Raw genomic sequence first — 26298 nt, 5'->3', positions numbered from 1 at the left:
CGGGCCATGATCGAACCGGCAATCCTAGTGAACGGAAGAAACCGTCATGTACAGTGACATACTCCTGGCTGTGGATCTGGACGATCCCGACACGCACAAGAAAGCCCTGGAAACGACTGTCGAGTATGCACAGGCCTTCGGATCGACGCTGCATGTCATCAGCGTACTTCCCGACTTCGGGCTCAGCATGGTGGGCAGCTTCTTTCCCAAGGACTACGAGAAGCAGGCGCTCGAAAAGGGCAACCAGGCCCTGCATGCCTTCGTGAAGGAACACGTTCCCGAAGGCATCAAGGTTCAGCACATCCTGGCTCACGGCACGATCTACAAGGAAATCCTGCACTATGCGAAGCAGACAAACTGTGACCTGATCGTCATGGCTTCCACGCGGCCGGGCCTTGAGGATTACCTGCTGGGACCCAACGCAGCCCGCGTCGTCCGCCACGCCGACTGTTCGGTCCTGGTGGTGCGGGACTGATTCCCTCGCTTCATCGACACGCTTCAAGCCCCCCTCGTCAAACCCCTTCTGGCAGGGTATCACTTGGCCTATGAAGTCGCCGCGCCCGCAGGAACATCCCCCTACCGCAGCAGAGGCTGAACTCCAGGCTCTGTCGCTACAGGAACTGTCCGACCTGTGCGAAGCCGGAGAAGAGATCCGCACGGTAGAAGCTGTGCTTGCACGCACCGGCGACAACGTGGTCTCCGAGGTCCTGCGCAACCAGGGCGCCTTCTATGAATGGGACAGCTATCCCGCCGGCGGCGTCGAGGACAAGGAAACCCACGCCCAATACTACTACCATGCCCATGCGCCGGATCGCCGGCCGCCGGGGGAACACGGCCATTTCCACACCTTCCTGGGCCCCGAAGGCATGCCGCGCGGCATCCGGCCGGCACCGGCGGCCCCCGGTCACCTGCTGGAGGTCGGCCAGGACGGTCCCTGTCACCTGATCGCAATCTCGATGGATGGCCACGGCCGCGCGCGGGCCCTCTTCACCGTGAACCGCTGGGTGACGGGAGAAACGCTCTATCGCGCCCACGAGGTCAACCGAATGCTGGACCGATTTGCCATCGGCCATGCCCAGCCGTCCTGGCCGACAAACCGTTGGATCACGGCCATGCTGCGATTTTTCCGCCCCCAGATCTGTGCCCTGGTACGCGAACGCGATCGCCAACTCGCACGCTGGCAGAGCAGCCGTCCCTCGGAAAACGTCCTGGAGGACCGCCGCCTGGAAATCACCTCCTGGCTGGATATCGATGTCGAGCGGCAGCTGGAAAGCCTCTATGGCCTGATGGAAAATTCCCGAAGCCAGCAGGATTTCACAGCAGGCACCCACGCCACGGAAGACTGAGTCACAATGACAGCATCTACGGCGACGGCATCTGGTGAAAACTCTGCAGGTTGTCCATTGCATCGCACGCAACGAAGGGCTATAACCCGCGCGCATCCGGGGAGTAGCTCAGCCTGGTAGAGCACCACGTTCGGGACGTGGGGGCCGGAGGTTCAAATCCTCTCTCCCCGACCAGTAAATCCAGGACGAAAAGTCTGCCGCTTGCGGCAGACTTTTTTGTTTCTGCACCCTTGGCTCAATAAAGCCGCTCCACACAGAAATCGACGCTTTCCAGAAGGGCGCTCCGGATTTCGCTCTCGGGAAAAATCTCCATTGCGGCGCGCGCCTCCCCGGCATAGGCGAAGGCCCGTGTCTTGGCATCCTCCAGGGCGTTGTGACGCACCAGCAGCTGCAAGGCCTGCTCCAGGTCACCATCGCGGATGTCCTGCTCCTCCAGGCAGCGGCGCCAGAAGGCCTTCTCCGTCTCGTCCCCGCGCTCGAACGCCAGGATGACGGGCAGGGTGATCTTGCCCTCGCGGAAATCGTCGCCCACGGACTTGCCCAGCTTGGGGTCCACTTCGGCCGTATAGTCCAGGATGTCGTCCACCAGCTGGAAGGCCATGCCCAGCGCGCCGCCGAAACGGCGCAGCGCCTCTTCTTCCGCATCGGGCCGTTCGGCCACCTGGGCACCCACCTGGCAGGAGGCGGCGAAGAGCGACGCCGTCTTGGCGCGCACCACCTCAAGGTAGGCCTCTTCGTTCGTCTCGGTGTCGTTGGCGGTCATCAACTGGTGCACTTCGCCCTCGGCCAGGGTGGCGGCCGTGTCCGACAGCAGCTTGAGGACCTTGAGCGAGCCATCCGCCACCATCAGCTGGAAGGAACGGCTGAACAGGAAATCACCCACCAGGACCGAGGCCTGGTTGCCCCAGACCGCTTTGGCGGAAGCCTGGCCTCGGCGCAGGTCGCTTTCGTCCACCACATCGTCATGCAGCAGCGTGGCGGTGTGAATGAATTCCACACAGGCTGCCAGGGCCATCTGGCGCTCGCCCTCGGCCCCGCAAAGACGCGCCGAAGCAAGCACCAGAAGAGGGCGCAGGCGCTTGCCGCCGGCCGCGATGATGTGGCCGGCCAACTGCGGAATCAGGCTGACCGGAGACTGCATGTTCTCCAGGATGATCTCGTTGACGCGCGTCATGTCGTCACCCAGCAGGTCCAGCAGGGCGTCCAGTCCTGCCTTCTTGCTGTCCTGCTGGATCTGATTCGGATCGGCCATGCCGGCCATTCGCCATCTCCCATGCTTGCGCTGACCCGTGGATGCGCTAACCCGTGGATGTAGTGGCCCGTTGTTGCGCTGGCCTGCAGGATCGCGCAGTGTATCCAGGGTCCGGACCACAGGCCCTTCGGCTCCGCACAATAGGCCGTGACGAGTCTCGGTCAAGCGGAACCGGAAGTCCCGGGGTTGCTACAAAGTCACGCGCCCGGCGTGACCGAATTGAGAGGTGCTGTGTGCGCGAACTGCTACGTACCAATGATCTGGTTCGCCTGTCCTGGGTGCAGGCCTATCTTGCCGATGCCGGCATCGAGGCGGTCACCTTCGACAATCACGCCTCGGTACTCGAAGGCTCGATCGTGGCCATCACCCGGCGCCTGATGGTGATTGATGACGATTTCGAGCAGGCCTGCACCCTATTGGCTGAAGCTGATGCGGCCCCCATGGGGGAAGAGCCGACAACGCTCGAAGACAGCTCTTCCCAGGAATAGGCTTGTCCGAATGACCGCGATGTCAGTACCGCAGGCCACTTCCCCCGACGGCCAGAAGCCATCGATCGGGCAGACCACGGACAATCTTCTGCTGGACGGACGGGTCCATCTGCGCCAGCCGTTGAACGGCTACCGTGTGGCCATTGACCCTGTCTTCCTGGCCGCGGCAACACCTGCACGGGACGGCCAGACGGTCCTGGACTTGGGCTGCGGTGCCGGCGCGGCAGCTCTCTGTCTGCTGGCCCGCGTGCCGGGCTGCCATGTGACCGGCTGGGAGCTCCAGCCCGAACTGGCCGAGCTGGCTCGAGAGAATTCGGCCCGGAACGACGTCCGGGAACGGTTCGCGGCGACCTGCCGGAACGGACTGGAGCGCGTTTCCGCCAATCATGGACGCTTCGACCTGGTAATGACCAACCCTCCTTATCTGGCCGATGGCCAGGCCACACCCTCGCCTACAGCCGGCAAGAGTCTGGCCAACCAGGAAAGCGAAGGCAGCCTTCAGGACTGGCTGTGCGCAGCTCTCCATTACTTGCGCCCTGGCGGACATTTGAGCGTGATCCACCGCGCCGACAGGTTGCACGAGCTGCTGGCCGCCCTGCACCTCCGGGCAGGGGACATCGCCGTCTTTCCCCTCTGGCCACGCCAGGGGCAGGCCGCCCGGCGCGTGCTGCTGCGCGCACGCAAGGACAGCGGTGCCCCCACCCGGCTGCTGCCCGGTCTTGAACTCCATGGTGCGGGACAGCACTTCACGCCTGAAGCCGATGCGATCCTGCGCAAGGCCCAGTCCCTCTGCCTGGATTGAAGTGTCTCTGGTTAAATTCGGCACACGAACGATGAGTCGCCTGCATGTCCAACACGCCCGATAGCCTGCGCGCCGCCCTCTGGATCGTGAATCTGGCGCACCCTCTTGCCTCTCTCGACGCATGGCGCGCACAGCTCGAAGCCCGAATCCGACAGGCCCGGGCCGAGAAGGTGGAACTGCTGGTCCTGCCCGAGTATGCCTGCGAGCAATGGCTGTCCTTTGCACCGAGCGACCTGCCGGCCAGCAGCGAGATCGCATGGATGGCCGCGCAGGCCGAAACCGCCGTCCAGATCGCCGGCACACTGGCGCAGGAACATGACATCGCGCTGCTGGCCGGCAGCATGCCGGTCAAGGACCCTCAGGCCGCACAGGGCGAAATTCCCTTCGTCAACCGGGCCTGGCTCTGCCTGCCAAACGGGCGCCGGATTGGCCAGGACAAGCTCTGCCTGACACCGGCGGAACAGGATCCCGATGACTGGCAGCTGTCCCCCGGCCGGACATTGAAGCTGATTCACTGGAAGGGCCTGCGCATTGTCATCCTGATCTGCCTGGATTGCGAGCTGCCCGACCTGGCCGGCCAGGTCTCAGCTCTGCAGCCGGATCTGATTCTTGTTCCCTCCCAGACCAGCGGCCCCGCGGGCTACCACCGCGTCTTCCACTGCGCTCGGGCACGCGCCATCGAGTCCATGACGGCCGTGGCCGCCGTGGGGGTGATCGGGGCCGCCGCAACGGGCCGGCCGCGCGATGGCTATCATGCTGGCGCCGCGCTCTTCCTGCCCTGCGAGCCTGTACTGGGCGGCGATGGGGATGGCGGATCCCTGTCCGGGCACAGCGACGCTCCGGACGAAGGCCCTGTTCTGAACGTCGATATTCCGATAGAACGCCTGCGCGCGCTGCGCCGCGGCGGCGCCGAGGTCTGGCCCGGCCCCTGGTCGGCCCGTCACATCGAGCTATCCGAGGAGACAGAGCCATTCTGACGATCTACAGCGACAGTCACCGCCTGCAGCACGGCCAGTCCGAGTTGGTCGACGGGCAGTTGAAGCCCTGCTACGAGATGCCGCGACGCGCCGACCTGGTCCTCGACCAGGTGAAACAGCGCGGCCTGGGCGCCGTGGAGTCCCCCGAGGATTGGCCGCTGGAAGCGCTGACCCGCGTTCATGACCGTGATTATGTGGATTTCCTGCAGAACGCCTGGACCGACTGGTCGGCTGACGGACGCAGTCATGACGCCCTGCCACTGGCCTGGTCTGTGCGCGGGCTCAGGGATATCGTACCGCAGTCCATCATGGGGCGGCTCAGCTACTACTCCTTCGATGCCGGCACGCCGATCACGGCCGGCACCTGGCAGGCCGTCAAAGGCTCAGCCGATGTTGCGCTCAGCGGGCAGGTGCGCCTAATCCGCGAGAACCATCGCGCTGTCTTCTCGCTCTGCCGACCGCCGGGTCACCATGCGGCCGCCAACTACTATGGCGGCTATTGCTTTCTCAACAATGCCGCCATTGCGGCCCAGGCGTTGCGCGATCAAGGTGCCGAACGCGTGGCCGTGTTCGACGTGGACTATCACCACGGCAACGGCACGCAATCGATCTTCTATGATCGCGCCGATGTCTTCTTCGCCTCGGTCCATGGCGACCCGCACGAGAACTTTCCCTTTTTCCTGGGCCATGCCGACGAGACCGGCCGCGGCGCCGGCGAAGGCTTCAATGCCAACTGGCCCCTGGCCTGGGGCAGTGGCTTCGACAGCTGGCAGGACGCCTTCAACCAAGCCCTGGAGCGGTTGCGGGACTATGGCCCCGATGTCCTGGTCATCTCGCTGGGGGTGGACACTTTCAAGGACGACCCCATATCCGGCTTCAAGCTTGAAAGCGACGACTACTTCAAGATCGGCCGCGCCCTGGCTGGCCTGAACCGCCCGACCCTCTTCATCATGGAAGGGGGCTATGCCGTGGAGGAAATCGGTATCAATACAGTAAACCTGCTGACCGGCTTCGAGGAGGCCGCCTGAATGACCTTCCTGCCGAACGACCTGCGCAAGTACATTCCCATCAAGGCTGTCCAGAATCCCCCACCGTTGGTCGGGGTCATACGCCTGCGCGGCGTGATTGGTTCCGTGGGCTCCATGCGCAGCGGCATGACCCTGGAAAGCCTGGCGCCAACCCTTGAGAAGACCTTCTCCCTAAAGAGGCTCCAGGCCGTGGCGCTGATCATCAACTCCCCCGGCGGTTCGCCCGTGCAGTCGGCCCTCATCGCCCAGCGCATCCGCGACCTGTCGCAGGAGAAGAAGGTGCCCGTGCTGGCTTTCGTCGAGGATGCGGCCGCCTCGGGCGGCTACTGGCTGGCCTGCGCCGCCGAACAGATCTATGTCAACGAAAGCTCCATCGTCGGCTCCATCGGCGTGGCCTCCCAGGGCTTCGGCTTTACCGAACTGATCCAGAAGATCGGCGTGGAACGGCGTGTCCAGACCGCCGGCAGCAACAAGAACATGCTGGACCCATTCGAGCCCCGGAAAGACGAGGACATGGAGCACCTGAAGGGGATCCTCGACGAACTTCACGAAAGCTTCAAGGGCGAGGTCCGCCGCCAGCGCGTGGGGCGCCTCAAGGCATCCGAGGACGAGCTCTTCACCGGCGCCTTCTGGACCGGACGGCGCGCCGTGGAGCTGGGGCTGGTGGACGGTATTGCCGAAGCGCGCGGTGAACTGCGCCGGCGCTTCGGGGAGAAGGTACGATTGCGCGGCTTCCAGCAGCAGGATTCCTGGCTGCGCCGCCGCTTGAAGGCGCAGGCAGGCTTTCCGGGCAGCGCCGAACTTGCCCACGGCCTTCTGGACGCCGCGGAAACCCGTGCGCTCTGGGCCCGCTACGGTCTGTGACTCTCCCTGAAGATCGGAAATGCCGTGTCCGCTCGGCCACAGTCAGAAGCAAGCAAGGCCTTAACCCTTCCTTTACTCTTGTATTCACCTTATGGCGGGCTGTAGCTCTGCGCTTTAACGAAGATGGGAACAACACAACTTCATGGCACGTATTCTGCTTCTGGATGACGAGGAAGCGCTTTTGCGCCTCATGGCCGAGGTTCTGGAAAAGGATGGGCACAGCGTAACCACTTCCCTGGATGGCCGTCGCAGCGAAGATCGCGAGCTGCTGCAGAATCTCGATCTGGTCGTAACGGATCTGATGATGCCCAACGCCGACGGAATCGAGGTTGTACGCAATGTCAGAGCCGCCAACCCCAGCCTTAAAATCCTGGCCATTTCGGGCGGCGGCCGGGCGATCAGCCAAAACTACCTGCCTGCAGCCCAGGCCATGGGTGCCGATGATATCCTGGAGAAGCCTTTCCGACCCTCAACTTTTCTTGAGAAGGTGAAAGCTCTCCTGTCCGATACACCGTCGGACGTCAAACCCGAAAACTGAAGGGGAAGCGGGAATCCCCCGAGGTGACCAAGCGTTTTAGAACGCTTTCGCTCTGCAGGTAGACCACCTTGTCCAACGCCTGGGCGCCAGCCAGAGACTCATAGAAGCGCCTGGCCTTGAGATTGTGCCGGTCCACGGTCCAGATCATGCGGGTCCAGCCGCGCTCCAGCGCGATGGCCGCCAGGCGCACCATGAGGTCACGCCCGAGCCCGCGCCCACGCGCCGATTCGACCAGATAGAGCTCCTTCAGAAACAGGGACAACTGGCAATCGCTGGTCCAGAAGACGGGCGCGTAGATGGCATAGCCCAGATCCTGATTGCCCTGTTCGGCGATCAAGGCCTCGAACCCGGGATTCGCCCCCAGATAAGTCTGCAAGCGCTCGACCAACGTAGATTCCGGAACCGGGGGTCGTTCGCCATAGAAGGCATAGGTTTCCTGCAGCAGGCGCGCCAGACGCCCGGCGTCTTCGGCTTCGGCCACCCGAATGAGGTGATCAGCCAACCTGCCCTCGATGGCGCAGCAGGTGATCGGCCAGAACCAGGGCCATCATGGCCTCGCCCACCGGCACGGCCCGTATGCCCACGCAGGGGTCATGCCGGCCCTTGGTGACGATCTCCGTTTCCTGTCCGAAACGGTCCACGGTTCGCCGCGGTGAAAGGATCGAGGAGGTAGGCTTCACGGCAAAACGCACGACCAGATCCTGGCCGGTGGACAGTCCGCCCAGCACACCGCCAGCCTTGTTGGAGAGGAAGGTAACCTCGTCGCCCTCCATGCGCAGTTCGTCGGCATTCTCCTCGCCGTTCAGGGCAGCGGCCGCAAAGCCTTCGCCGATCTCGACACCCTTGACAGCATTGATCGACATCATGGCCTTGGCCAGATCGGCATCCAGCTTGTCATAGACCGGCTCGCCCAGACCGGCCGGCAGGCCCTGAGCCACGACCTCGACCACCGCGCCCAGCGAAGACCCGTTCTTGCGCGCCTCGTCCAAGCGCGCGGCCCAGATCTCGGCCATGGCTGCGTCGGGTCCGAAAAAGGCGTTGCGGTCCACCTCGGCCCAGTCCCAGCGCAGGCGATCCACGCTGTCGGCACCCATCTGCACAAGGGCGCCCCGAATGGAAGTCTGCTCCGCACCCAGGACCTGCGCCAGCACACGCCGCGCCACGGCGCCGGCCGCCACTCGCATGGCCGTCTCGCGCGCGCTGGAGCGTCCGCCGCCGCGGTAGTCGCGAATGCCGTACTTCTGCCAATAGGTATAGTCGGCATGGCCCGGGCGGAACTTGTCCTTGATATCGCCGTAGTCCTTGGAACGCTGGTCCTGGTTCTCGATCACCAGAGTAAGCGGCGTGCCTGTGGTCTCGCCCTCGAATACACCGGACACGATCCGGACTTCATCGCTCTCCTTGCGCTGGGTGGTATAGCGAGACTGTCCGGGACGGCGCCGGTCCAGGAAGGGCTGTATATCGGCTTCAGAAAGGGGGATGCGTGGCGGCACGCCATCGATCACGCAGCCGATGGCCGGCCCGTGGCTTTCTCCCCAGGTCGTGAAACGAAAGGCTTGGCCAAAGCTGTTCCCTGGCATGGCATTTACCTTCCCGGCGCGTGGCGCGGTTTCATCAGGCCTCGTTCTTGAAGCCTTCAAGCAGCTCGCGCAGCTGCGGCGCCGCATCGACAGCCATCATGCCGACGGTGTGATAGCCGGAGTCAACGTGATGCACCTCACCGGTCACACCCGAGGCAAGGTCCGAGAGCAGGTAAAGCGCGGAACTGCCAACCTGGTCCAGGGTCACGTTGCGGCGCAGGGGCGAATTGTACTCGTTCCACTTCAGGATATAGCGGAAATCCCCGATACCAGAGGCGGCCAGGGTGCGAATCGGACCGGCCGAGATCGCATTGACACGGATATTGTCTCCACCGAGGTCGGCGGACATGTAGCGCACAGAGGCTTCCAGCGCCGCCTTGGCGACCCCCATGACATTGTAATGCGGCATGACACGCTCGGCACCGTAATAGCTCAATGTCAGCAGGCTGCCGCCCTCGCGCATCATGGGCACGGCCCGCTGCGCCACCGCCGTGAAGGAATAGCAGGAAATGTCCATGCAGCGCACGAAGCTGTCGCGCTTGGTGTTGAGATAGAGGCCCTTGAGCTCGTCCCGATCCGCCCAGGCAATGGCATGCACCACGAAATCCAGGCTGTCCCAACTCTCGCGCAGTTCATCGAAAGTCGCATTGATGGAAGCATCGTCACTGACATCGCAGGACATCACCAGCGAACTGCCAAGGGATTCGGCCAGGGGGCGTACGCGTTTCTCCAGCGCATCGCCCTGATAGGTAAAGGCTAGCTCGGCGCCCTGAGCCGCCAATGCCTGGGCGATCCCCCAGGCAATCGAGCGATCATTGGCCACACCCATGATCAGACCGCGTTTGCCGGACATCAGCGTCGTCGTGTTGTTCATGCTTGATCTCGCTCTGCCGTCGACGACCCCGGCGTGATTGGCGGCCGCGACTGTAACCTCGGGATTCTGGCGCGCATCCTACACCAATGATCCGGCACGTCAAAGCCGTCCACCGCCCTGTGAAGCAGTTTCCGCATGGCCCCGTTCACCGCGTGCGCCATGTCGGATGGTCGGGCGAGGCATTCGTGCTAGTCTCTTGTTCCATGATGGGAAAAAATGATTTGGAACCTGCAGGCAAAGGCGCCCGAGACGGTGTGACAGACAAGCCACGCCAACCCACTCGACTCATGCGACTGTGGACACGGTTCAGGCTGATTTCCCTGCGCCAGATCTATTTCTTCCTGCGCTATCTCTTGCGCCGCTATGGGCAGGACCGCTGCCTGCAGATGGCCGCAGGACTCAGCTACTCTTCCCTTTTGGCGCTTGTCCCGTTGCTGGCCATTGCCCTGGGATTGCTGGCCGCCTTCCCGGCCTTTGACGCGGCCCGCGAAAGTTTGCGTGAAATGCTCTTCCAGGCCATACCCCCGGACCAGGCAGCACGTGCCAACGAACATCTCGATTCCTTTCTCAGGAATGCCGCGAAGCTGACCGCTCCAGGCATCATCGGCCTGGGGGTTACGGCCCTGCTGCTGCTCTCCAACATCAACAGCGCAATCAACATTATCTGGCGAGTCCGTCAGGAACGCCCTCTTGTGCTTCGCCTTCTCGTCTACTGGGCGCTCTTGACCCTGGGCCCGATCCTGCTGGGCGCCTCGCTGTCGATCACCAGCTACGCCTTTGCCACGGTCCACAGTTCCGGGACCCTGGAAGCGGTTTCGATACCGCTTTCGCGCTTTTTCGCCATCCTGCTCGCCACGCTTGGCTGTGCCAGTTTCTACATCCTGGTACCGAACCGACCGGTCAGTCTGACCGCCGGCCTGGCCGGCGGTCTGTTGGCGGCCGTTCTGCTGGAGGTCCTCAAATACGGCTTCGGGCTCTATGTGGGTCAGGTGCCGTCCTATCAGGCGGTCTATGGGGCGCTCTCGGCTCTGCCCATCTTCCTCATCTGGATGTACCTGGCCTGGGCAGTCATCCTGTTGGGTGCCCAGCTGGCCGCCGCGCTCCCGGAATGGCGCGCGGTCATCCGGCACGGACATCTCGATGAAGCACCCATCAACCGTCTGGTGCTGGCCCTGGCCCTGATGGAACGCCTGCGCAATGCCCATCGCCGCGGCCGGCCCCTGAAACAACGCATGCTGGTTGCCGGCCTGCCGGCAACGCCCACCGAAGCCGGAGAGGTCGTCGAGCGTTTGCGTGAAGCCGGCCTAGTGGTGGGCACCGCAAACGATACACAAATCCTGGGGCGCGACCTGTCAACGGTAACCTTGAGCGAGCTTGCCGAAAGCCTGGACCTGGCCCCGCGCAATCGCGAGGATTGGCCTGGCCTGGTACAGGATGCTCTGGCTGGTCTGCAGGCAGAACTTGAAGGCCCCTTGTCACAAACCCTGGACAGCTTGCTAGCGAACGGGCAGGATACTGAAAAGAAAGAAGAATCCAGGTCACGGGAAACACAGGCTACAACACTGCCCGCCCCGGGATCCGGCAAGCGAACGGCAATTATCGGGAGTTCCTCCGAATGAGATGGTGCTGCGCCTTGATGCTGTGGCTCTGCCTGTGCTTGGCGCCGTTGCACACTCAGGCCAAGAGCGACGAACTGAATATCGCGGCCATCCCATTTCCTTCCAGCGCCCCGCTCTTTTTGGCCAAGGAGCTCGGCTATTACGCAGAGGAAAATCTCGAGGTCACCTTCCAGTTCTTCGATGCCGCACAGCCGATTGCCATAGCCGTTGCGAACCGGCAGGCCGAAATCGGTGCGACCGCCTTTACCGCCGGTTTCTACAACCTGGCCGCCAAGGATACACTTAGGGTGATTGCGGCCCAGAGCCGGGAGGAGCCGGGCTACAGGTTCCTGGCATATGTCGCTTCCACGATCGCCTGGCAGCAAGGCCTTCGTCGTCCCGAGGAACTGCCCGGCCACAGCTTGGGTATCACCCAGATCGGCTCGAGCTTTCACCTGATGGCAGGCCTGCTGGCCGAGGAGAAGGGCTTCGATATCGACGAAATCGAACTGGTCCAGCTCGAGCGGGTCTCGCGCATGGTCGAGGCCATCCGCCGCAATGACACGGATGCCACCATCCTGCCCTTCGCCCAGGCCCGCCGGCTGGAGAATGAAGGCAGTGCCCGGATCCTCGGCTGGGTCAGCGATGAGACCCCCTACCAGCTGGGCGGAATCTTTACCTCGCGCCACATGGCCGAACAGGAACGCGATACCCTGCAGCGTTTCCTCAGGGCCTACCAGCGCGCCGCCCAGGATTACGCGGAAGCCTTCCACGACAGTGGGGAAGGTGCCCCATCCCAGAAAGAAAAGGACCTGACGGCACTGCTGCGGAACTACATCGAGGCCCCACCGAACGTGATACGGGAGGGCGCGAGCTATATCGACCCGCAGGGACGCCTGGACGTGGCTTCGATCTACCGCCAGGTGGAATGGTACAAGGAGGAAGGTCTTGTGGACCCTGAAGCTGACCCCTCGGTCTTCCTCGACCTCTCCTTCGTCGAGGGGCACTACAACGTTCCCGAGGAGCTTCAGCAGGGCAGTCGTGGCGACAAGGCCGAGCATTGACTCTGCGGTTCGCCTACGCGCTCCAGGCTTGCTTGACGGGCCGGTAGGGGCGTTCCTTTGGCATCCACATCGATGCCGACCCCTATAAGGAGAACGCGAAGGTCTCCAACGCGGCGCCGGCCAGTTTCGCCCCTTCGAGAGTTGGCTATACCTCGGAATGGACGACCCTGTCTTGTAGACAAGACAGTCCTTTACAATTCAAAATAAAATCAGGAAGAAAAAATCTTCGAATAGTTCAAAGGCAGTCACCTCTTGGCTTTGATCCAACCGTATCTGTTCGAAGCCGTTTTCCAGTTTGCTGGCGGCAAAGAGAAAACACCCGGACGCGCGCCATGATAAATATAGTGCGGAAATTTTTCGTCCGGTCCAAAAGAACCTCCGTCGAGGACAACCTCAGATTCTACATGGGCTTTTCCGAAAACCTAATCGCTCTGGGATTTTTTGGTCTCATCTTCAATTGGAAACTCGATGTCAAATACTACTTTGGCGAATCGGGGGTAAATGCCGGGCGTGTGTTGGACCGGACTTTCTGGGACGCCTTACCGATTTTCCTGGAACAGCGGTGGGCCGACATCCTATTCGCCCTGTTCATCATGGTATGGTTCTTCCTTTACCGACTTGCGGTAAAGTCGGAGATGCAAATCCTGGTCAGCCTGTACTCCCGAATCAACCCTCCGCATGACTGGGAAAAGACGATTGGCGCTCGGATGATTCCATTGTTGTCCATCGGGCTGACAATCGCATTCTTCGGCCTGGCATTGACGATGGATTACCTACCTCTCTTCTGCTTGATCATGCTGGTTTTGAACATGCAGGACGCGATGGGCAACAATATCCTGCGAAAAAACCTTGTGCGCCATTTCCTGAAGCCCGAATTCAATCCGCATGAATCTGACTTGCTGGGTCCCTTCATCAAGGAGCGGCGTACCATTGCCTTGGAATATTGGGTGTGGAAACCACAAATCGAACGGGTCAGCCTCATGATGTTTGGCACGCTGGCCGCTTTTCTGGCAGCGACCGCCCAGCCTGTATTCGGCATCAAGGTTTGGCCTTACACAGCAAATTTCATGATTATTGCTGTAATTCTGGCCAACGAGGCGATAATGAGCCGGTGGCGCATAGAACGGGATCTTGCGCTTGAGGACATTGAAGCCCGACAGGATAAGTTTGAAAGGTCAATGAACCGGGAAAGTGCGGAGGCTGATGGCACCAATACCACATAGCCTCTCGGCTTCCGTTACAACAGAATCAAGTCAGTGTTTCCGCCTCGATGACACGATCTCTCGAAAATACTGAAAATCCATCGTCTTTAAATCAACGTTTTATCCCGTTCAATCAGGCACCGCCTTTCGGTGGCTGATTTCTGCGAACGCATCGGTATGACCGACAAGTCTCTCGCCATGACCCTGCTGGCACTAGGGAAACTGGACCGCCTGGCCGAACTGCTCGATCCTGAACGTGACGACACCGCGCTGACGCTCGACAGAACGAGGCTACCTGAGTGGAGCACCAAGCCCTGACGGAAAGGATCCTCGGCGCCGGGCACGGGGCAGGACTCTGCGATGATCGACGATAAAGGCAGTGCATTCTGATGGCCGAAGCAGACGTGCTCCTGGGCAAGGGATATATCCCCGGCAGCGAGCGCAGAGTTGACAGGCCTTCATGAAACTGGGTGAATGCCATAGGTATGGTAGTAGCTCCTGGAGGGATGCAATGGGCTGGTTCGGCAGGTTTTCCTTTATCCTTGTCGTACTTTTTGCCCTGGTAGCCACCGCCTCGGCGCAGGACTCGCGGCGCATCGTTACGACGGAGAACGCCGATTATTTCGGCTTCGATCTGCGGACGGAGCAGGACGTCTCGCTGGATGGATGCAAGCGAGTCTGCCTCAACGATCCGCAATGCCGGGCCTTCACCTACAATACGGCCCCCCGCTGGTGCTTCCTGAAATCGGATTTCGGCAGCCTGAACCCCTTCGACGGCGCGATTGCCGGCAAAGTGGTGACGGCCAGCGCCGAAGCGGATATCGGAGCACCGCCCGCGCTGCGTTTCCTGCCTGCTCATGTGCTGCAGGAAGCCGAGCGCTATCGCGACACCTTGCTGCGCGAGGCCAGTGCAGACAATTCCGGCTTCGTGGCGCTCACCCGGGCAGCCGCGCAGGCGCTCGACGAGGGCGACGCGCAAGGCTCCATGCGCGACTACATTGCCGCGATCGCGATCGAACCGGAGAATGCGACCGTCTGGACTGGCCTGGCCCGTGCGGCCACGGCGGCAGAGCCGACGGACGAGCAGACTGCAGGCACCCTGGAGCGCGCCGCCACGGGGGCGGGCGTAGCCGCCTATCGCCTGTCCCGCAGCGCGCGCGGGCGGGCCGATGCGCTCGCCGCCCTTGCCGCCGCACTGGAGAAGCGCAGCCTCTTCCGCCCCGCCCTCAGCGCCTATGAGGCAAGCCTTGCCCTGCATTCCTCGCCTCAGGTGCAGGCGCACTACGCGAGTCTCAAGCGCCGCAAGGGCTTCCGCGTCGTCGACCACTCGGTGGATTCCGACAGTGCCACGCCACGCGTGTGCGTGCAGTTCTCCGAGACCCTGGAAAGAAGCGACGTCGATTACGAACAGTATGTGACGGTGGACTCTGCGCGCGCCCCCGCCGTCAACCAGGACGAAAAGCAGCTTTGCGTAACCGGCCTGCAGCATGGCGAGCAGTACCGCATCACCATCCGCCAGGGCCTGCCCTCGGAGATCGGCGAGGTGATTGCCGAGCCCGTGCCCCTCGAGGTTTATATTCGCGACCGCGCCCCGGCATTGCGCTTTACCGGCGACAACTTCGTGCTGCCGTCGACGGCCCGGCACGGCATCCCTCTCGTCTCGGTCAATGCCGACAGCGCACAGCTTTCACTCTATCGCGTGGGCGACCGCGCGCTGACGCAGCTGCTTTCCGAGTCAAAGTTCCTGCAGCAGCTCAACAGCTACGAAATCGAGGAGGTCGCCGGCACCATGGGCGCGCCGGTCTGGCAGGGCACCATCGACATCGAGTCCGAGCTGAACGAAAACGTCACCACCAGCATACCCATAGATGAAGCCCTGCCGGAGCGAGAGCCCGGCGTCTATATGATGACCGCCCTTCCCGAGAGCGTAGACAGCAAGGTTTGGGAAAACCGTGCCACCCAGTGGTTCCTGATCTCCGACATCGGTCTGTCGACCTTTGCGGGCGCGGACGGGCTTTCGGTTTTCGCCCGCTCTCTCGCCACGGCCAAACCGACGGAAGGCCTCAAGCTCACGCTGCTTGCCCGCAACAACGCGGTGCTAGGCGAGGCGACGACGGACACTGACGGCCATGCCCGCTTCGCGCCGGGCCTTACGCGCGGTGATGCCGGGCTTGCGCCGGCCGCGCTTCTGGCCGAAGGCGATGAGGATTTCGTGTTTCTCGATATGACGCGTGCCGGCTTCGACCTGTCGGACCGCGGCGTGACCGGCCGCCCGGCGCCCGGCCCCCTCGACATCTATGCCTGGACCGAACGCGGTATCTACCGTGCTGGCGACATCGTGCATGCGGCCGCACTGGCACGCGACGGCGCCGTCGAGGCAGTGGACGATCTGCCGCTCACCTTCATCTTCGAGCGCCCGGACGGGGTGGAGGACAGGCGCATCGTCTCTCAGGGCACCGCCCTCGGCGGCCACGCCGTCGATCTGGTGCTGCCGGATAACGCCATGCACGGTACCTGGAACCTGCGTGTGCACACCGATCCCGAACAGCCGCCGATCACCGAAAAGATGTTCCTGGTGGAAGACTTCGTGCCAGACCGCACGGAGTTCGATCTGACGAGCGCCACCGATAGCCTCGCCGTCGGCGGCTCGACCGAGATCGCCCTCGAAGGCCGTTATCTCTACGGCGCCCCAGCGGCCGGCCTTGCCCTCGAAGGCGAATTGACGGTCAAGCCGACACGGGAGTGGGCGCGCTTTCCCGGTTATGTTTTCGGTCTCGCGGACGAGGAGGGCGTGGAGCCCCTGCGCACGCCGCTCGCCGGATTGCCCGAGACCGACGCGGAGGGCCGGGCCGTCTTCGACGTTTCCATCGACAGCGTGCCCTCCACCACCCGGCTTCTGACGGCCGAGATGCATGTGCAGATGCGCGAAGCCGGTGGCCGCGCCGTCGAGCGTTCGCTCGAAATCGACGTTGAGCCGCAGACCCCTGTCATCGGCTTAAAGCCCGAATTTTCTGGCGGGCAGGTGGAAGAAGGCGGGACGGCGAATTTCCGCGTCCTCGCCGCCGATCCATCAGGTGAGCGTATTGCCATGCCGGAGCTGGAATGGTCGCTCTACAAAGTAGAACGGCATTACCAGTGGTACCGCAACGGCAGTGCATGGGACTACGAGCCGATTACCACCACAAGCCTGGTGCGCGAAGGCACGCTCGACGCAACGGCTGACTCGGAGCCGCAGGTCAGTGCCTCGGTGGATTGGGGCCGTTACCGGCTTGAGGTACAACACTCCGAGCCCGGCGGCCCGATTTCCAGCGTGGAGTTCGAGGCCGGCTGGTATGTCGAGGCAAGCTCGACCGAAACTCCGGACGGCCTGGAGGTCGCGCTCGACCGCGCGCGCTACGAACCCGGCGACACAGCGCAGCTGAAGATTTCCCCGCGCTTTGCCGGCGAGGCCCTGATCACGCTCGGCAGCGAGAGCCTGCAGCACAGCATGAGGGTCAGTGTCCCGGCCGAGGGCACCACGGTCGACATCCCGGTGACCAAGGACCTGGGCGCCGGAACCTATGTGACCGCGACACTTTTCCGGCCGGGCGAGACCACGGAGAACCGCTTGCCCATGCGTGCCATCGGTGTGCGATGGCTGGAGGTGGATCCGGGGGAACGGGCCCTTGACGTCGCTCTCGACCCCCCGGAAACAACCCGGCCGAACGAACGCTTGACGGTTCCCGTTTCCCTCGGGGACCACGCCGCCGGCGAGGAAGCCTATGTCACCCTCGCTGCGGTCGACGTCGGCATCCTCAATCTTACACGTTACGACCCCCCAGATCCGACCGACTGGTACTTTGGCCAGCGCATGCTGGGACTGGAGATCCGCGACATCTTTGGCCGGCTGATCGACGGATCCCTGGGAGCAACAGGACGGCTGCGCATGGGCGGCGATACCGGCGGCATGACAGCGCGCGGCAGTCCGCCGAGCGAGGAGTTGGTGTCCTTCTTCTCCGGCATCGTCCGCCTCGACGAGGAAGGCAAGGCCGAGATCGGCTTCGACATGCCGCAGTTCAACGGGACCCTGCGCGTCATGGCCGTCGCCTGGTCGAAGGACGCCGTGGGGGCGGCCTCGAAGGACGTGATCGTACGCGATCCTCTGGTGGTGACGACGAGCCAGCCTGCCTTCCTGGCCCCCGGCGACGAGACGCGAATGCTGATCGAGATCGCCAATACGGACGGACCTGCCGGCACCTACGCGCTGGCGGTCTCGGCCAATGGCCCGGCCACCATCGACACGAGCGCCGCACCAACAAGCCTCGACCTCGTGGCCGGCGGCAAGACGAGCCTTTCCCTGCCGCTTGTCGCGCAGGAGGCGGGCACGGCCAGCCTCGACGTCTCCCTCGTGCACGAGTCGGGCCCGAAGGTGGAGAAATCGGTCAGCCTGCCGGTCCGTCCCGGCGTCACGCCGGTAACCACGCGGCAGACAGTCACGCTCGCCGCCGATGGCGGGCACCTCAGGGTCGACAGCGGCCTGCTTGCCGATCGCTATATCGAGGACGCCTCTGTCACGGTCAATGTCTCGCCGGCCGGAGCCTTCGATATCCCGGCGCTGCTCATGTCGCTCGATCGCTATCCCTATGGCTGCGCCGAGCAGATCACCAGCCGCGCCCTGCCACTTCTCTATGTGAACGAGCTGTCGAAGATAGCCGGCCTCGAGCAGGAGCCTGACACAAGGGATCGCATCGAGCAGGCCCTCACGCAGCTGCTTTCCTACCAGTCTTCATCGGGCAGCTTCGGGCTGTGGGGACCGGGCAGAGGTGATCTCTGGCTGGATTCCTACATTACCGACTTTCTGACGCGGGCACGAGAACAGGGGTTTGCCGTGCCCGAACAGGCCATGACGCAGGCGCTACAGAACCTCAAGAACGATCTCGCCTATGAAACGGACGTCGAGTCCAACGGCGACAAGATCGCCTACGCGCTCTATGTTCTGGCGCGCAACCGCATGGCCTCGGTCGGTGACCTGCGCTACTACGCCGGTGCACGTCTCGACGAATTTGCAAGCCCACTCGCACGGGCCCAGCTCGCCGCAGCGCTGGCACTTTACGGCGATACGCCGCGCGCCGAGTCGACGTTCCGCTCCGCCTTCCGCCAGGCGCAATCGGCAAAGAGCGATATGGCGCGCTCCGACTACGGCTCGCGCCTGCGTGACGCTGCGGCCATGCTGGCGCTCGCCGCCGAAAGCCGGCCCCAGCCGCAGATGGTGCCGCAATTGGTGGACTTCGTCTCCGATTTGAGCCACCGCACCCGGCACATGAGCACGCAGGACGAGGCCTGGATGCTGCTGGCCTCCCGGGCCTTGAGCGAGGCGAGTGGCGACATCGCGCTAACGGTCGATGGCAGCCCCCATGAAGGCTCCTTCGCACGGCGCCTTTCCGGCGGCGAGATCACGGCAGATCCCTTCGTAATCACCAATGCCGGCACCGAACCGCAGGAGGTGGCGCTGACCACCGTGGCCGCGCCCCGCCAGCCTTTGCCGGCTGGCGGAGAGGGCTTCACCATCGAGCGCAGCTACTACCGCCTCGACGGCACGAAGGCGAATGTCTCGGAAGCTCTTCAGAACGAGCGTTATGTGGTGGTTCTGGATATCACGGAGGCCAACACCTGGCCCTCGCGCCTGCTCGTCTCCGACCTGCTGCCGGCCGGCTTCGAGATCGACAACCCGCGACTTGTCGACAGTGCCAAGCTCGAGAATTTCGCATGGCTGGCCGAAACCGATGCCGCTCACACCGAATTCCGCGCCGACCGCTTCATCGCCGCATTCGAACGCAGCGGCGACGACCGCAACTACAGGCTTGCCTATGTGGTCCGCGCAGTCACGCCAGGCGTTTACATGCATCCTGCAGCTACCGTCGAGGACATGTACCGGCCGCAGCTTTCCGCGCGCACGGCGACCGGCATACTGGAAATCTCGAGCGACTGATCATGGCCGGACGGCGCACAAGGCTTCCCCGGTGGGCGCGAGGCGCCGCCCTCGCCTTGACTACGGTCTTGGGGATTGCCGTCATCGGCATGGTCGCGCTCGACCGGCTGGACAAGGCCTACCCGCCCCCGCTTGGTAAGGACATCGTGCTTTCTCCAGAGGTGGTGGATCGCCAAGGTGCGCTTCTGCGCGCCTTCGCTGCGCCCGACGGGCGCTGGCGGCTCTCGGCTGACATCGACAGGCTCGACCCACAGTTCCTCGAGATGCTGATCGCCTATGAAGACCGGCGTTTCTGGTCGCATTGGGGGGTCGATCCCTTGGCGCTCCTGCGTGCGGCCTGGCAGCTTGCCGCAAATGGCCGCATCGTTTCGGGCGGCTCGACCTTGACCATGCAGCTCGCCCGCTTGATCGAGCCGCGGGAGGAGCGCAGCTTCACCGCCAAGTTCCGTCAGATCGCCCGCGCCCTGCAGATCGAGCGGCGGCTTTCCAAGCGCGAGATCCTGAAACGCTATCTGACGCTGGCGCCCTATGGCGGCAATCTGGAAGGCGTGCGTGCGGCCAGTCTCGCCTGGTTCGGCAAGGAGCCCCGAAATCTAGGCCTCGCGGAGGCTGCGCTGCTCGTCGCCCTGCCGCAATCGCCGGAAGCACGACGGCCCGACCGGCACCCCGGGAGGGCGCAGGCGGCCCGTGACCGGGTCCTCGCCCGCATGGCCGGGGCCGGTGTGATCGCCAGGAGCGAGGTGGCACGTGCCGCGCGCGTCGCAGTCAAGAGCACGCGCCGGCAGATACCGGCCTACGCCGCGCATCTGACCGCTTCGGTAAGGCAGGCCGCACCCGACAGGCACCGCCACAGCCTGCTGATCGACCGCGGCGTCCAGGCCAGTCTGGAGCGCGTGGCGCGCGACGCGGCGCGACGCCAGGGACCGCGCGTCTCCGTCGCCATGCTCCTAGCCGACGCACGCAGCGGTGCGGTATTGGCACGGGTCGGCTCGGCCGATTATTTCAATAGCGCCCGCGCCGGCTGGATCGACATGAGCGTCGCGGAACGCTCGCCCGGCTCCACGCTGAAGCCCTTCATTTATGGCCTCGCCTTCGAGGAAGGGTTGGTGATGCAGGAGACGATGATCGAGGATCGACCAGGGAATTTCGCCGGCTACCGGCCAAGAAATTTCGACATGGAGTATCAAGGCGACGTAACGGTGCGCGAAGCGCTGCAGATGTCCCTCAACGTCCCGGCGATCCGCCTGCTCGATGCGGTCGGACCGGCGCGGCTCGTGGCACGGATGAAGCGCGCCGGCGTCCCTCCGACCTTGCCGCCGGGGGAAGCGCCGGGGCTGGCCATCGGCCTTGGCGGCGCGGGCATGACGCTGGAAGGACTGGTGCAGCTCTATACCGGCCTTGCCAACCACGGAAAGGCCGAACCCTTGCGCTATCTCAAGGAGTCCGAGTCCGCCTCCCATCCGTCTACTGTGCTCACCCCCCAGGCCACCTGGCAGATTGCCGATATGCTGTCGGGCGTCACCCCGCCCGAGGGGGCACCACGCCTCGGCATTGCCTACAAGACCGGCACTTCCTACGGCTACCGCGACGCCTGGGCCGTCGGCTATGACGGCCGTCACGTACTCGGCGTGTGGACAGGCCGGCCCGATGGTGGGTCCGTGCCTGGTCTGACGGGCTATCGTGCCGCCGCCCCCATCCTGTTCGAGGCGTTTTCCCGTTCCGGTATCGGCTTGACACCGCTGCCGCGCGCCCCGGCCGGCGCTGTGCGCCTTGCCGCTTCCGAATTGCCGTTCTCGCAACGCCGCTTCACCTCCGCCACCCGGCATGTAGAGGCTGGGGCACCAACAGAGCCGGCCCCGGAAATTGTTTTTCCGCCAGAGGGCACAAAAATCGATCTGGGTCTGGCGCAAGGGTCGACAACGACACCGCTCGCGCTCAAGATCAATGGCGGACGGCCTCCCTTCCGATGGCTGGCCAACGGCAAACCACTGCCCAAGAGCTATCGCCGTCGCATCGCCTCCTGGACGCCGGATGGGCAAGGCTCCTCCACGCTGACGGTGATCGACGCGGCCGGCCGTAGCACCAGCGTGCGGGTCGTACTGGAATAGGAACGACAACAAGTGATCAGCCGGACGGCAACGACATTTCGCTGTGGCCCTTCACGTCGTCCGGTCGTGGCCCTGGACGAAAGAGGCAAAACCCGCCACGAAGTCCTGCAAGCGCTCGCGCAGGGCGTCATCCGTCAGGTTGCCCTCTTCATCGAAAACGGAGCCGGCACGCGAGACCATCAGACGCCCCTCGAACCAGGGCCGCATGCCGAGCGTACGCAACACCGGCAGCCAGTGGTTCTGAGCCAAGATGGTCCCGAAGCCGCCCGGCGAGGCGCCCATGATCGCAACCGGCCGGCCCTTGAAAACCTTTGAAATATCGGCCGGCGGCCGGGACATCCAGTCGATGGCATTCTTGAAGGCACCGGGAATACCGTTGTTGTATTCGGGCGTGACCAGGAGCAGGCCATTGGCCGAGACAAGACGCTCCTTCAGGCTCTCCACCTCGGCAGGCACGCCCTCGCTGACTTCCAGGTCGCCGTCATACAGCGGCACGCCACGGATCGTGGAAATGTCGACCTCCACGCCCTTGGGGGCGACGGTAGCCGCGGCGCGCAGCAAGGCTGTATTGTAAGAGTTCTCCCGCAAGCTTCCCGATAGTCCGAATATCTTCGTCATGGCTCGCTCCCTGATTCTGCTGACTCGGTCTTGCCGCGCGGCGCGACAAGCGGCTCGGGCCGGGGGTCGACATGCAGCTTGTCGCGCCCGGCTTGCAGGCCGCCCTGCACCTGCGCCTCGAATCTTTCGGCATCACGCTGGCGAATATCGGCCGTAACCTCGCCGACATCGAGGGGGGGCATGCCGAGGGCTCTCAGCCCGGCCCCGCCAAACGCCAGCGCCGATTCGAAGGTCTCGCGCACCTCGAAGTCCACGCCCGCATGGCGCAGGGCGATCGCATGTCCGCGATCATAAGAGCGTACCAGCAGGCGGCCGGCGGGGAAATTCTCCCGCACCAGCTCGACGATGCGATTGGCCGCCCGGCGGTCATCCACGCAGATCATGATGATGTCCGCGCTCTCGGCCCCCGACTGGCGCAATATGTCCAAGCGCATGCCATCCCCGTAATAGACCTTGAACCCGAACTTCCGGGCTTCCCGGATGCGATCTGGATCGTTGTCGATCAGCGAAACCTTCACGCTCTGCGCCAGCAAAAGCTGCGATGCGATCTGTCCAAAGCGCCCGAAACCGATCATCAGGACACGCCCCCTGAGACCATCGGGCACCTCGACCCCCTCCGTGGAAACGGCATCGTCCTTCAGCAAGCGGTCCGCAGCCAGCAGGACAAGTGGCGTGAAGGCCATCGAAAGGATGACGACACTTGAGAAGACCGCGTTCTCACTGGTGCCGATGACTCCTTCGCTGGTCGCCGCCGAATAGAGCACGAAGGCGAACTCACCACCCTGGGCGAACAGCGAAACGCGGCGCAAAGCCTGCTGATTGGTGGCGCCGAAGGCCCGGGCCACGCCATAGATGCCGACGGCCTTCACGACGACGAAGAGGGCCAGCAGTGCCAGGATCATGTGCCATTCGGAGACCACCAGCCCAAGGTCGAGGGACATGCCCACGGCCAGGAAGAAAAGCCCCATCAACAGGCCCTTGAAGGGCTCGATATCCGTCTGGATCTGGTGACGGTAGCTGGAACCCGAAAGCATGACGCCGGCCAGGAAGGCGCCCATCGCCATGGACAGCCCGCTCACTTCCATCAGCAGGGCCGATCCCAGGACGACCAGCAGGGCGCCCGCGGTCAGCACCTCCGTGGTGCGGGCCCGGGCCAGCAGCGCGAAAAAAGGATCGAGCAGCCAGTGGCCGGCTGCGATCACCAGCGCGATGGCGCCCACGGCAACAAGAACCGAGACGGCATCGATGCCGTTTGCCTCGCCGCCGGCAGACAGTGCCCCAAGGAAGGCGACGAGCGCCAGCAGTGGCACGATCATGATATCCTCCAGCAGCAGGATCGAAACCCCCTGCTGGCCCTGGCGACTGGCCAGTTCTCCCCGCTCCTGCAGGACGGACATGATCACAGCGGTCGAAGAAAGGACGAAGCCTGCGCCGGCGATGAAGGCGATCACCGGCGGCAGGCCAAGGGCCATCCCCGCCCCGGAGAGCAGGGCCGTACACACCACGACCTGGGCCAGGCCGAGGCCGAAGATCTGCGCGCGCAGCGCCCAAAGCTTGTGCGGACGCATCTCGAGTCCGATCAGGAACAGGAACATCACCACGCCCAGTTCGGAGACGTGCAGGATGGTCGAGGGCTCCGTGAAGATGCCCAGGACCGAGGGACCGACCAGCAGTCCGCCAGCGAAATAGCCCAGAACCGAGCCCAGTCCCAACTTGCGGAAAAGGGGGACGAAGACCACTGCCGAGCCGAGCAGCACGACCGCGGGTCCGACTGTCTGAGCGATAAAGACCTCCGCCATGGCCGCTGCCCTATCCCTGCCGCGCGCTTCGCGCGGGATTACATGTCTAAGCAGTCTGCATCATGCCATTCTTTTCAGCCGAGAGGGAGCCGAAAGGAGAGACCCGGCGTCATGACCTGCCGGGCACACGGGCCAGGCAGTCCTCCAGCTCGCGCCGCAGGGAGGGCGGCAGGCGTTCCACGGCCAGACCGATATCTTCCAGCACCTCGCGCATGCCGTAGAGCTGGTCCAGGAGATTGAGGATGACCGGCACCGCCTCGTCGTTGACGGCCATGTCGCGCTTCAATTCAACGATCAGCTTCACACGCGCCGCATCGGTCTCGTCGAAGTAGTAGGTGTCTTCCCGAACTTCGGCCAACACCCAGTTTTCCGACACGTAGCTGCGCACCTCGGTCTCGCTGATCTCCAGCCCGGCGGCACGGGTCTGTTCCACGATTTCCTGCAAGGTCACAGGCATTTCAAACCTCCTTGCGCATTGGCCCGGCTATACCATTCCCGCCTTTGCCCGCGGGTCATAGGCATGTTTCTTCGCCCATCCGGATATGAAGTCCTTCAGTTCGGAATCCGGCTTCTCGGGCAGCACGACCTTCAGCTTCACGTACTGGTCGCCACGCTGCCCGCCACGACGGGCCGGAATCCCCTTGCCCTTCAGGCGCAGGGTCGAACCGCTGTTGGAGCCCGGTGGTATCTTCATGGTCACCTTGCCCTCCACGGTGGGAACCTGGATGCTGGCGCCCAGCACCGCCTCCGACAGGCTGACCGGCAGCTCAAGGTGAATGTCATTGTCCTTGCGCTCGAAGTGGGGATGCGGCTGCACCTGGATCTCGATATAGGCATCGCCGGCCGGGGCGCCGCCCATACCGCCAAGTCCCTGGCCCTTCAGGCGCAGCGTCTGGCCATCTTCGGTCCCGGGCGGGATGTTCACGTCCAGTGTACGTCCCTCGCCCAGCTGTACGCGTTTACGCGCCCCATTGGCCGCTTCCAGGAATCCGACCTGAAGGCGATAGGAGATGTCGGTTCCGCGTTGCCGGAAGGTCGAGCGCTTGTCCTTACGCGAAAATCCGCGCCCGAAGAGATCCGAGAAGATGTCGCCCAGGTCGGCCTCGTCTCCGAAGTCGAAATGGCTGTACTTGCCCCCGCCCTCGCTGGCGGAACTCCGGTAGAAACCACCCCGCGCGGTCTCATTCCCGCTGGCGTCGATCTCGCCGGCGTCATAGCGCTTGCGTTTCTCCGGGTCCGACAGGATGGCGTAGGCCTGGCTGACTTCCTTGAACTGCTGTTCGACCTTGCTGTCGCCAGGGTTCAGGTCGGGATGCAGCTTCTTGGCAAGCTTTCTGTAGGCGCTTTTTATTTCATCGCTGCTGGCGCCGCACTTCAGCCCCAGAACGCTGTACAAATCTTTCATGGACTACCGCTGACTGTCTGTCTGACTTGATGACCCCCAAACCGGACACACGCGCCCCGGGGCGTTTCACCCCGGGGCCCATGTGACGGCTTCCTATCAGGATATAGGCAGCGTCGTCGCGTTTTGCTACTGCTGGATACGCCAGGTGCCATCCGACTGGCGACAGGCAATGCCCGTAGCCGTTTCCGTCTGTCCGTCGATGGTCACCGTTTCCTTGAACTCCCGGCAATAGCGCCCGTCGTCCGTCCGGCCATCACGAACCGGCGTGTAGCTGCCGTAGTTGCCGCTGTTGGGATTGTTCCAGGTGATCTGCTCGCCCATGGGCGCGCGTGTTGCCTGCTGTTGAGCCTGAGCGGCCCGCTGGCGATCGGCTTCATCCAGAGATTTTCCGATTTCGCTGCCAGCGATCAGGCCGATGACAGCTCCCAGACCGGTTGCAAAGGCGCGCGTGCTCGACGAACTGCCCTTGGCGATCTGCGAGCCTGCCAGGCCGCCCAGCGCCGCACCGCCCAGGCCGCCAACGGTCTGTTTGGTTCCGGGGCCCTGGCCTTGCTGACAACCTGCCACAACCAGGGCGGCGGTCATGGCAAGCGCGCACAGGAGTTTCTTGTACATCTCGTATCCCCTTGTTCCAGAATGGTCTACCTGACTTAATCAACTCGCGCCATCTCGCGGCAAGATTAGGGCATGAAGATGGCCTTGTTCTATCTTATCGGTACTGTAATTCTTCCACTCCGTGGTGTCTTGTGAGCCTTTTCAGGCACCAGAGTGACTTCACGACGCCTCA

Annotated in this window: 23 protein-coding genes and 1 tRNA gene; 15 read left to right on the top strand and 9 right to left on the bottom strand. The window is 63.4% G+C overall.

Annotated features, from left to right (window positions below; translation table 11 throughout):
- Positions 1 to 46: 46 nt before the first annotated feature.
- From G502_RS0117495 to G502_RS0117485, 3 genes are all read left to right on the top strand, one after another.
- Positions 47 to 475: a universal stress protein gene (locus G502_RS0117495; RefSeq protein WP_022729979.1), complete on the top strand. Its 429-nt coding sequence runs from the start codon at positions 47 to 49 to the stop codon at positions 473 to 475.
- Between the two features lie 70 nt (positions 476 to 545).
- The gene (locus G502_RS21080) at positions 546 to 1346 is read left to right on the top strand and encodes a DUF6969 family protein (RefSeq protein WP_022729978.1); all 801 of its coding nucleotides are present in this window, start codon (positions 546 to 548) and stop codon (positions 1344 to 1346) included.
- A 97-nt stretch (positions 1347 to 1443) separates the two neighbouring features.
- Positions 1444 to 1520 (top strand) — tRNA-Pro (locus tag G502_RS0117485).
- 61 nt (positions 1521 to 1581) lie between these two features.
- Here G502_RS0117485 and G502_RS0117480 read toward each other — a convergent pair.
- Positions 1582 to 2607: a polyprenyl synthetase family protein gene (locus G502_RS0117480; protein ID WP_022729977.1), complete on the bottom strand. Its 1026-nt coding sequence runs from the start codon at positions 2605 to 2607 to the stop codon at positions 1582 to 1584.
- Between the two features lie 224 nt (positions 2608 to 2831).
- Between G502_RS0117480 and G502_RS21075 the strand changes: the two genes are divergently transcribed.
- The 6 genes from G502_RS21075 to G502_RS0117450 all read left to right on the top strand — a co-directional run bounded on the left by G502_RS21075 (position 2832) and on the right by G502_RS0117450 (position 7295).
- On the top strand, positions 2832 to 3086 hold the full coding sequence (locus G502_RS21075; protein WP_022729976.1) for a putative signal transducing protein: 255 nt from the start codon (positions 2832 to 2834) through the stop codon (positions 3084 to 3086).
- A 10-nt stretch (positions 3087 to 3096) separates the two neighbouring features.
- Entirely contained in the window at positions 3097 to 3888 is a 792-nt protein-coding gene (locus G502_RS0117470; RefSeq protein WP_245560792.1) for a tRNA1(Val) (adenine(37)-N6)-methyltransferase, read from the top strand.
- Positions 3889 to 3932: 44 nt separating this feature from the next.
- The gene (locus tag G502_RS22150; RefSeq protein ID WP_022729974.1) at positions 3933 to 4865 is read left to right on the top strand and encodes a nitrilase-related carbon-nitrogen hydrolase; all 933 of its coding nucleotides are present in this window, start codon (positions 3933 to 3935) and stop codon (positions 4863 to 4865) included.
- Positions 4866 to 4942: 77 nt separating this feature from the next.
- A complete protein-coding gene (locus tag G502_RS0117460; protein ID WP_281170033.1) occupies positions 4943 to 5893 on the top strand; it encodes a histone deacetylase family protein in 951 nt (316 codons plus the stop codon).
- On the top strand, positions 5894 to 6757 hold the full coding sequence (locus G502_RS0117455) for a S49 family peptidase (protein WP_022729972.1): 864 nt from the start codon (positions 5894 to 5896) through the stop codon (positions 6755 to 6757).
- 142 nt (positions 6758 to 6899) lie between these two features.
- Entirely contained in the window at positions 6900 to 7295 is a 396-nt protein-coding gene (locus G502_RS0117450) for a response regulator transcription factor (protein ID WP_022729971.1), read from the top strand.
- Here G502_RS0117450 and G502_RS21720 read toward each other — a convergent pair.
- The 3 genes from G502_RS21720 to fabI are packed head-to-tail and all read right to left on the bottom strand — an operon-like array spanning position 7279 to position 9749.
- Complete coding sequence (locus G502_RS21720) at positions 7279 to 7797, bottom strand: GNAT family N-acetyltransferase (RefSeq protein ID WP_022729970.1); 519 nt, start codon at positions 7795 to 7797, stop codon at positions 7279 to 7281. The two genes, G502_RS0117450 and G502_RS21720, sit on opposite strands and share 17 nt — an antisense overlap.
- Positions 7790 to 8875: a chorismate synthase gene (gene aroC / locus G502_RS0117440; RefSeq protein ID WP_022729969.1), complete on the bottom strand. Its 1086-nt coding sequence runs from the start codon at positions 8873 to 8875 to the stop codon at positions 7790 to 7792. Before aroC ends, G502_RS21720 begins: the two co-directional genes overlap by 8 nt.
- A gap of 34 nt (positions 8876 to 8909) precedes the next feature.
- Positions 8910 to 9749: an enoyl-ACP reductase FabI gene (gene fabI / locus G502_RS21065; protein ID WP_022729968.1), complete on the bottom strand. Its 840-nt coding sequence runs from the start codon at positions 9747 to 9749 to the stop codon at positions 8910 to 8912.
- A gap of 287 nt (positions 9750 to 10036) precedes the next feature.
- On the opposite strand from fabI, the gene G502_RS0117430 reads away from it, so the two are divergent.
- The 6 genes from G502_RS0117430 (at position 10037) to pbpC (ending at position 21689) form a co-directional block, all read left to right on the top strand.
- Entirely contained in the window at positions 10037 to 11368 is a 1332-nt protein-coding gene (locus tag G502_RS0117430; RefSeq protein WP_022729967.1) for a YihY family inner membrane protein, read from the top strand.
- On the top strand, positions 11365 to 12411 hold the full coding sequence (locus G502_RS21060; RefSeq protein WP_081649874.1) for an ABC transporter substrate-binding protein: 1047 nt from the start codon (positions 11365 to 11367) through the stop codon (positions 12409 to 12411). The genes G502_RS0117430 and G502_RS21060 overlap by 4 nt, the downstream gene beginning before the upstream one ends.
- A 404-nt stretch (positions 12412 to 12815) precedes the next feature.
- The gene (locus G502_RS0117420; RefSeq protein ID WP_022729965.1) at positions 12816 to 13634 is read left to right on the top strand and encodes a hypothetical protein; all 819 of its coding nucleotides are present in this window, start codon (positions 12816 to 12818) and stop codon (positions 13632 to 13634) included.
- 129 nt (positions 13635 to 13763) lie between these two features.
- Positions 13764 to 13931: a hypothetical protein gene (locus G502_RS22345; protein WP_022729964.1), complete on the top strand. Its 168-nt coding sequence runs from the start codon at positions 13764 to 13766 to the stop codon at positions 13929 to 13931.
- A 193-nt stretch (positions 13932 to 14124) separates the two neighbouring features.
- Entirely contained in the window at positions 14125 to 19581 is a 5457-nt protein-coding gene (locus G502_RS0117410) for an alpha-2-macroglobulin family protein (protein WP_022729963.1), read from the top strand.
- A gap of 56 nt (positions 19582 to 19637) precedes the next feature.
- A complete protein-coding gene (gene pbpC, locus G502_RS0117405; protein WP_022729962.1) occupies positions 19638 to 21689 on the top strand; it encodes a penicillin-binding protein 1C in 2052 nt (683 codons plus the stop codon).
- A 51-nt stretch (positions 21690 to 21740) separates the two neighbouring features.
- On the opposite strand, the gene G502_RS0117400 is transcribed toward pbpC, so the two are convergent.
- The 5 genes from G502_RS0117400 to G502_RS0117380 all read right to left on the bottom strand — a co-directional run bounded on the left by G502_RS0117400 (position 21741) and on the right by G502_RS0117380 (position 26126).
- A complete protein-coding gene (locus tag G502_RS0117400) occupies positions 21741 to 22307 on the bottom strand; it encodes an NADPH-dependent FMN reductase (RefSeq protein WP_022729961.1) in 567 nt (188 codons plus the stop codon).
- Complete coding sequence (locus G502_RS0117395; RefSeq protein ID WP_022729960.1) at positions 22304 to 24106, bottom strand: monovalent cation:proton antiporter-2 (CPA2) family protein; 1803 nt, start codon at positions 24104 to 24106, stop codon at positions 22304 to 22306. Before G502_RS0117395 ends, G502_RS0117400 begins: the two co-directional genes overlap by 4 nt.
- A 109-nt stretch (positions 24107 to 24215) precedes the next feature.
- Positions 24216 to 24563 (bottom strand): chaperone modulator CbpM, encoded by a 348-nt coding sequence (locus G502_RS0117390; protein ID WP_022729959.1) that lies wholly within the window; start codon positions 24561 to 24563, stop codon positions 24216 to 24218.
- 27 nt (positions 24564 to 24590) lie between these two features.
- Positions 24591 to 25511, bottom strand: a complete 921-nt coding sequence (locus G502_RS0117385; protein ID WP_022729958.1) for a DnaJ C-terminal domain-containing protein — start codon at positions 25509 to 25511, stop codon at positions 24591 to 24593.
- 126 nt (positions 25512 to 25637) lie between these two features.
- The gene (locus G502_RS0117380; RefSeq protein ID WP_022729957.1) at positions 25638 to 26126 is read right to left on the bottom strand and encodes an RT0821/Lpp0805 family surface protein; all 489 of its coding nucleotides are present in this window, start codon (positions 26124 to 26126) and stop codon (positions 25638 to 25640) included.
- Positions 26127 to 26298 lie beyond the last annotated feature (172 nt).

This window comes from Fodinicurvata sediminis DSM 21159 (genome assembly GCF_000420625.1).
GTDB lineage: Bacteria > Pseudomonadota > Alphaproteobacteria > Kiloniellales > DSM-21159 > Fodinicurvata > Fodinicurvata sediminis.
Note: the sequence above shows the minus strand (reverse complement) of the source record. Positions and strands in the feature narration are given on the sequence as shown.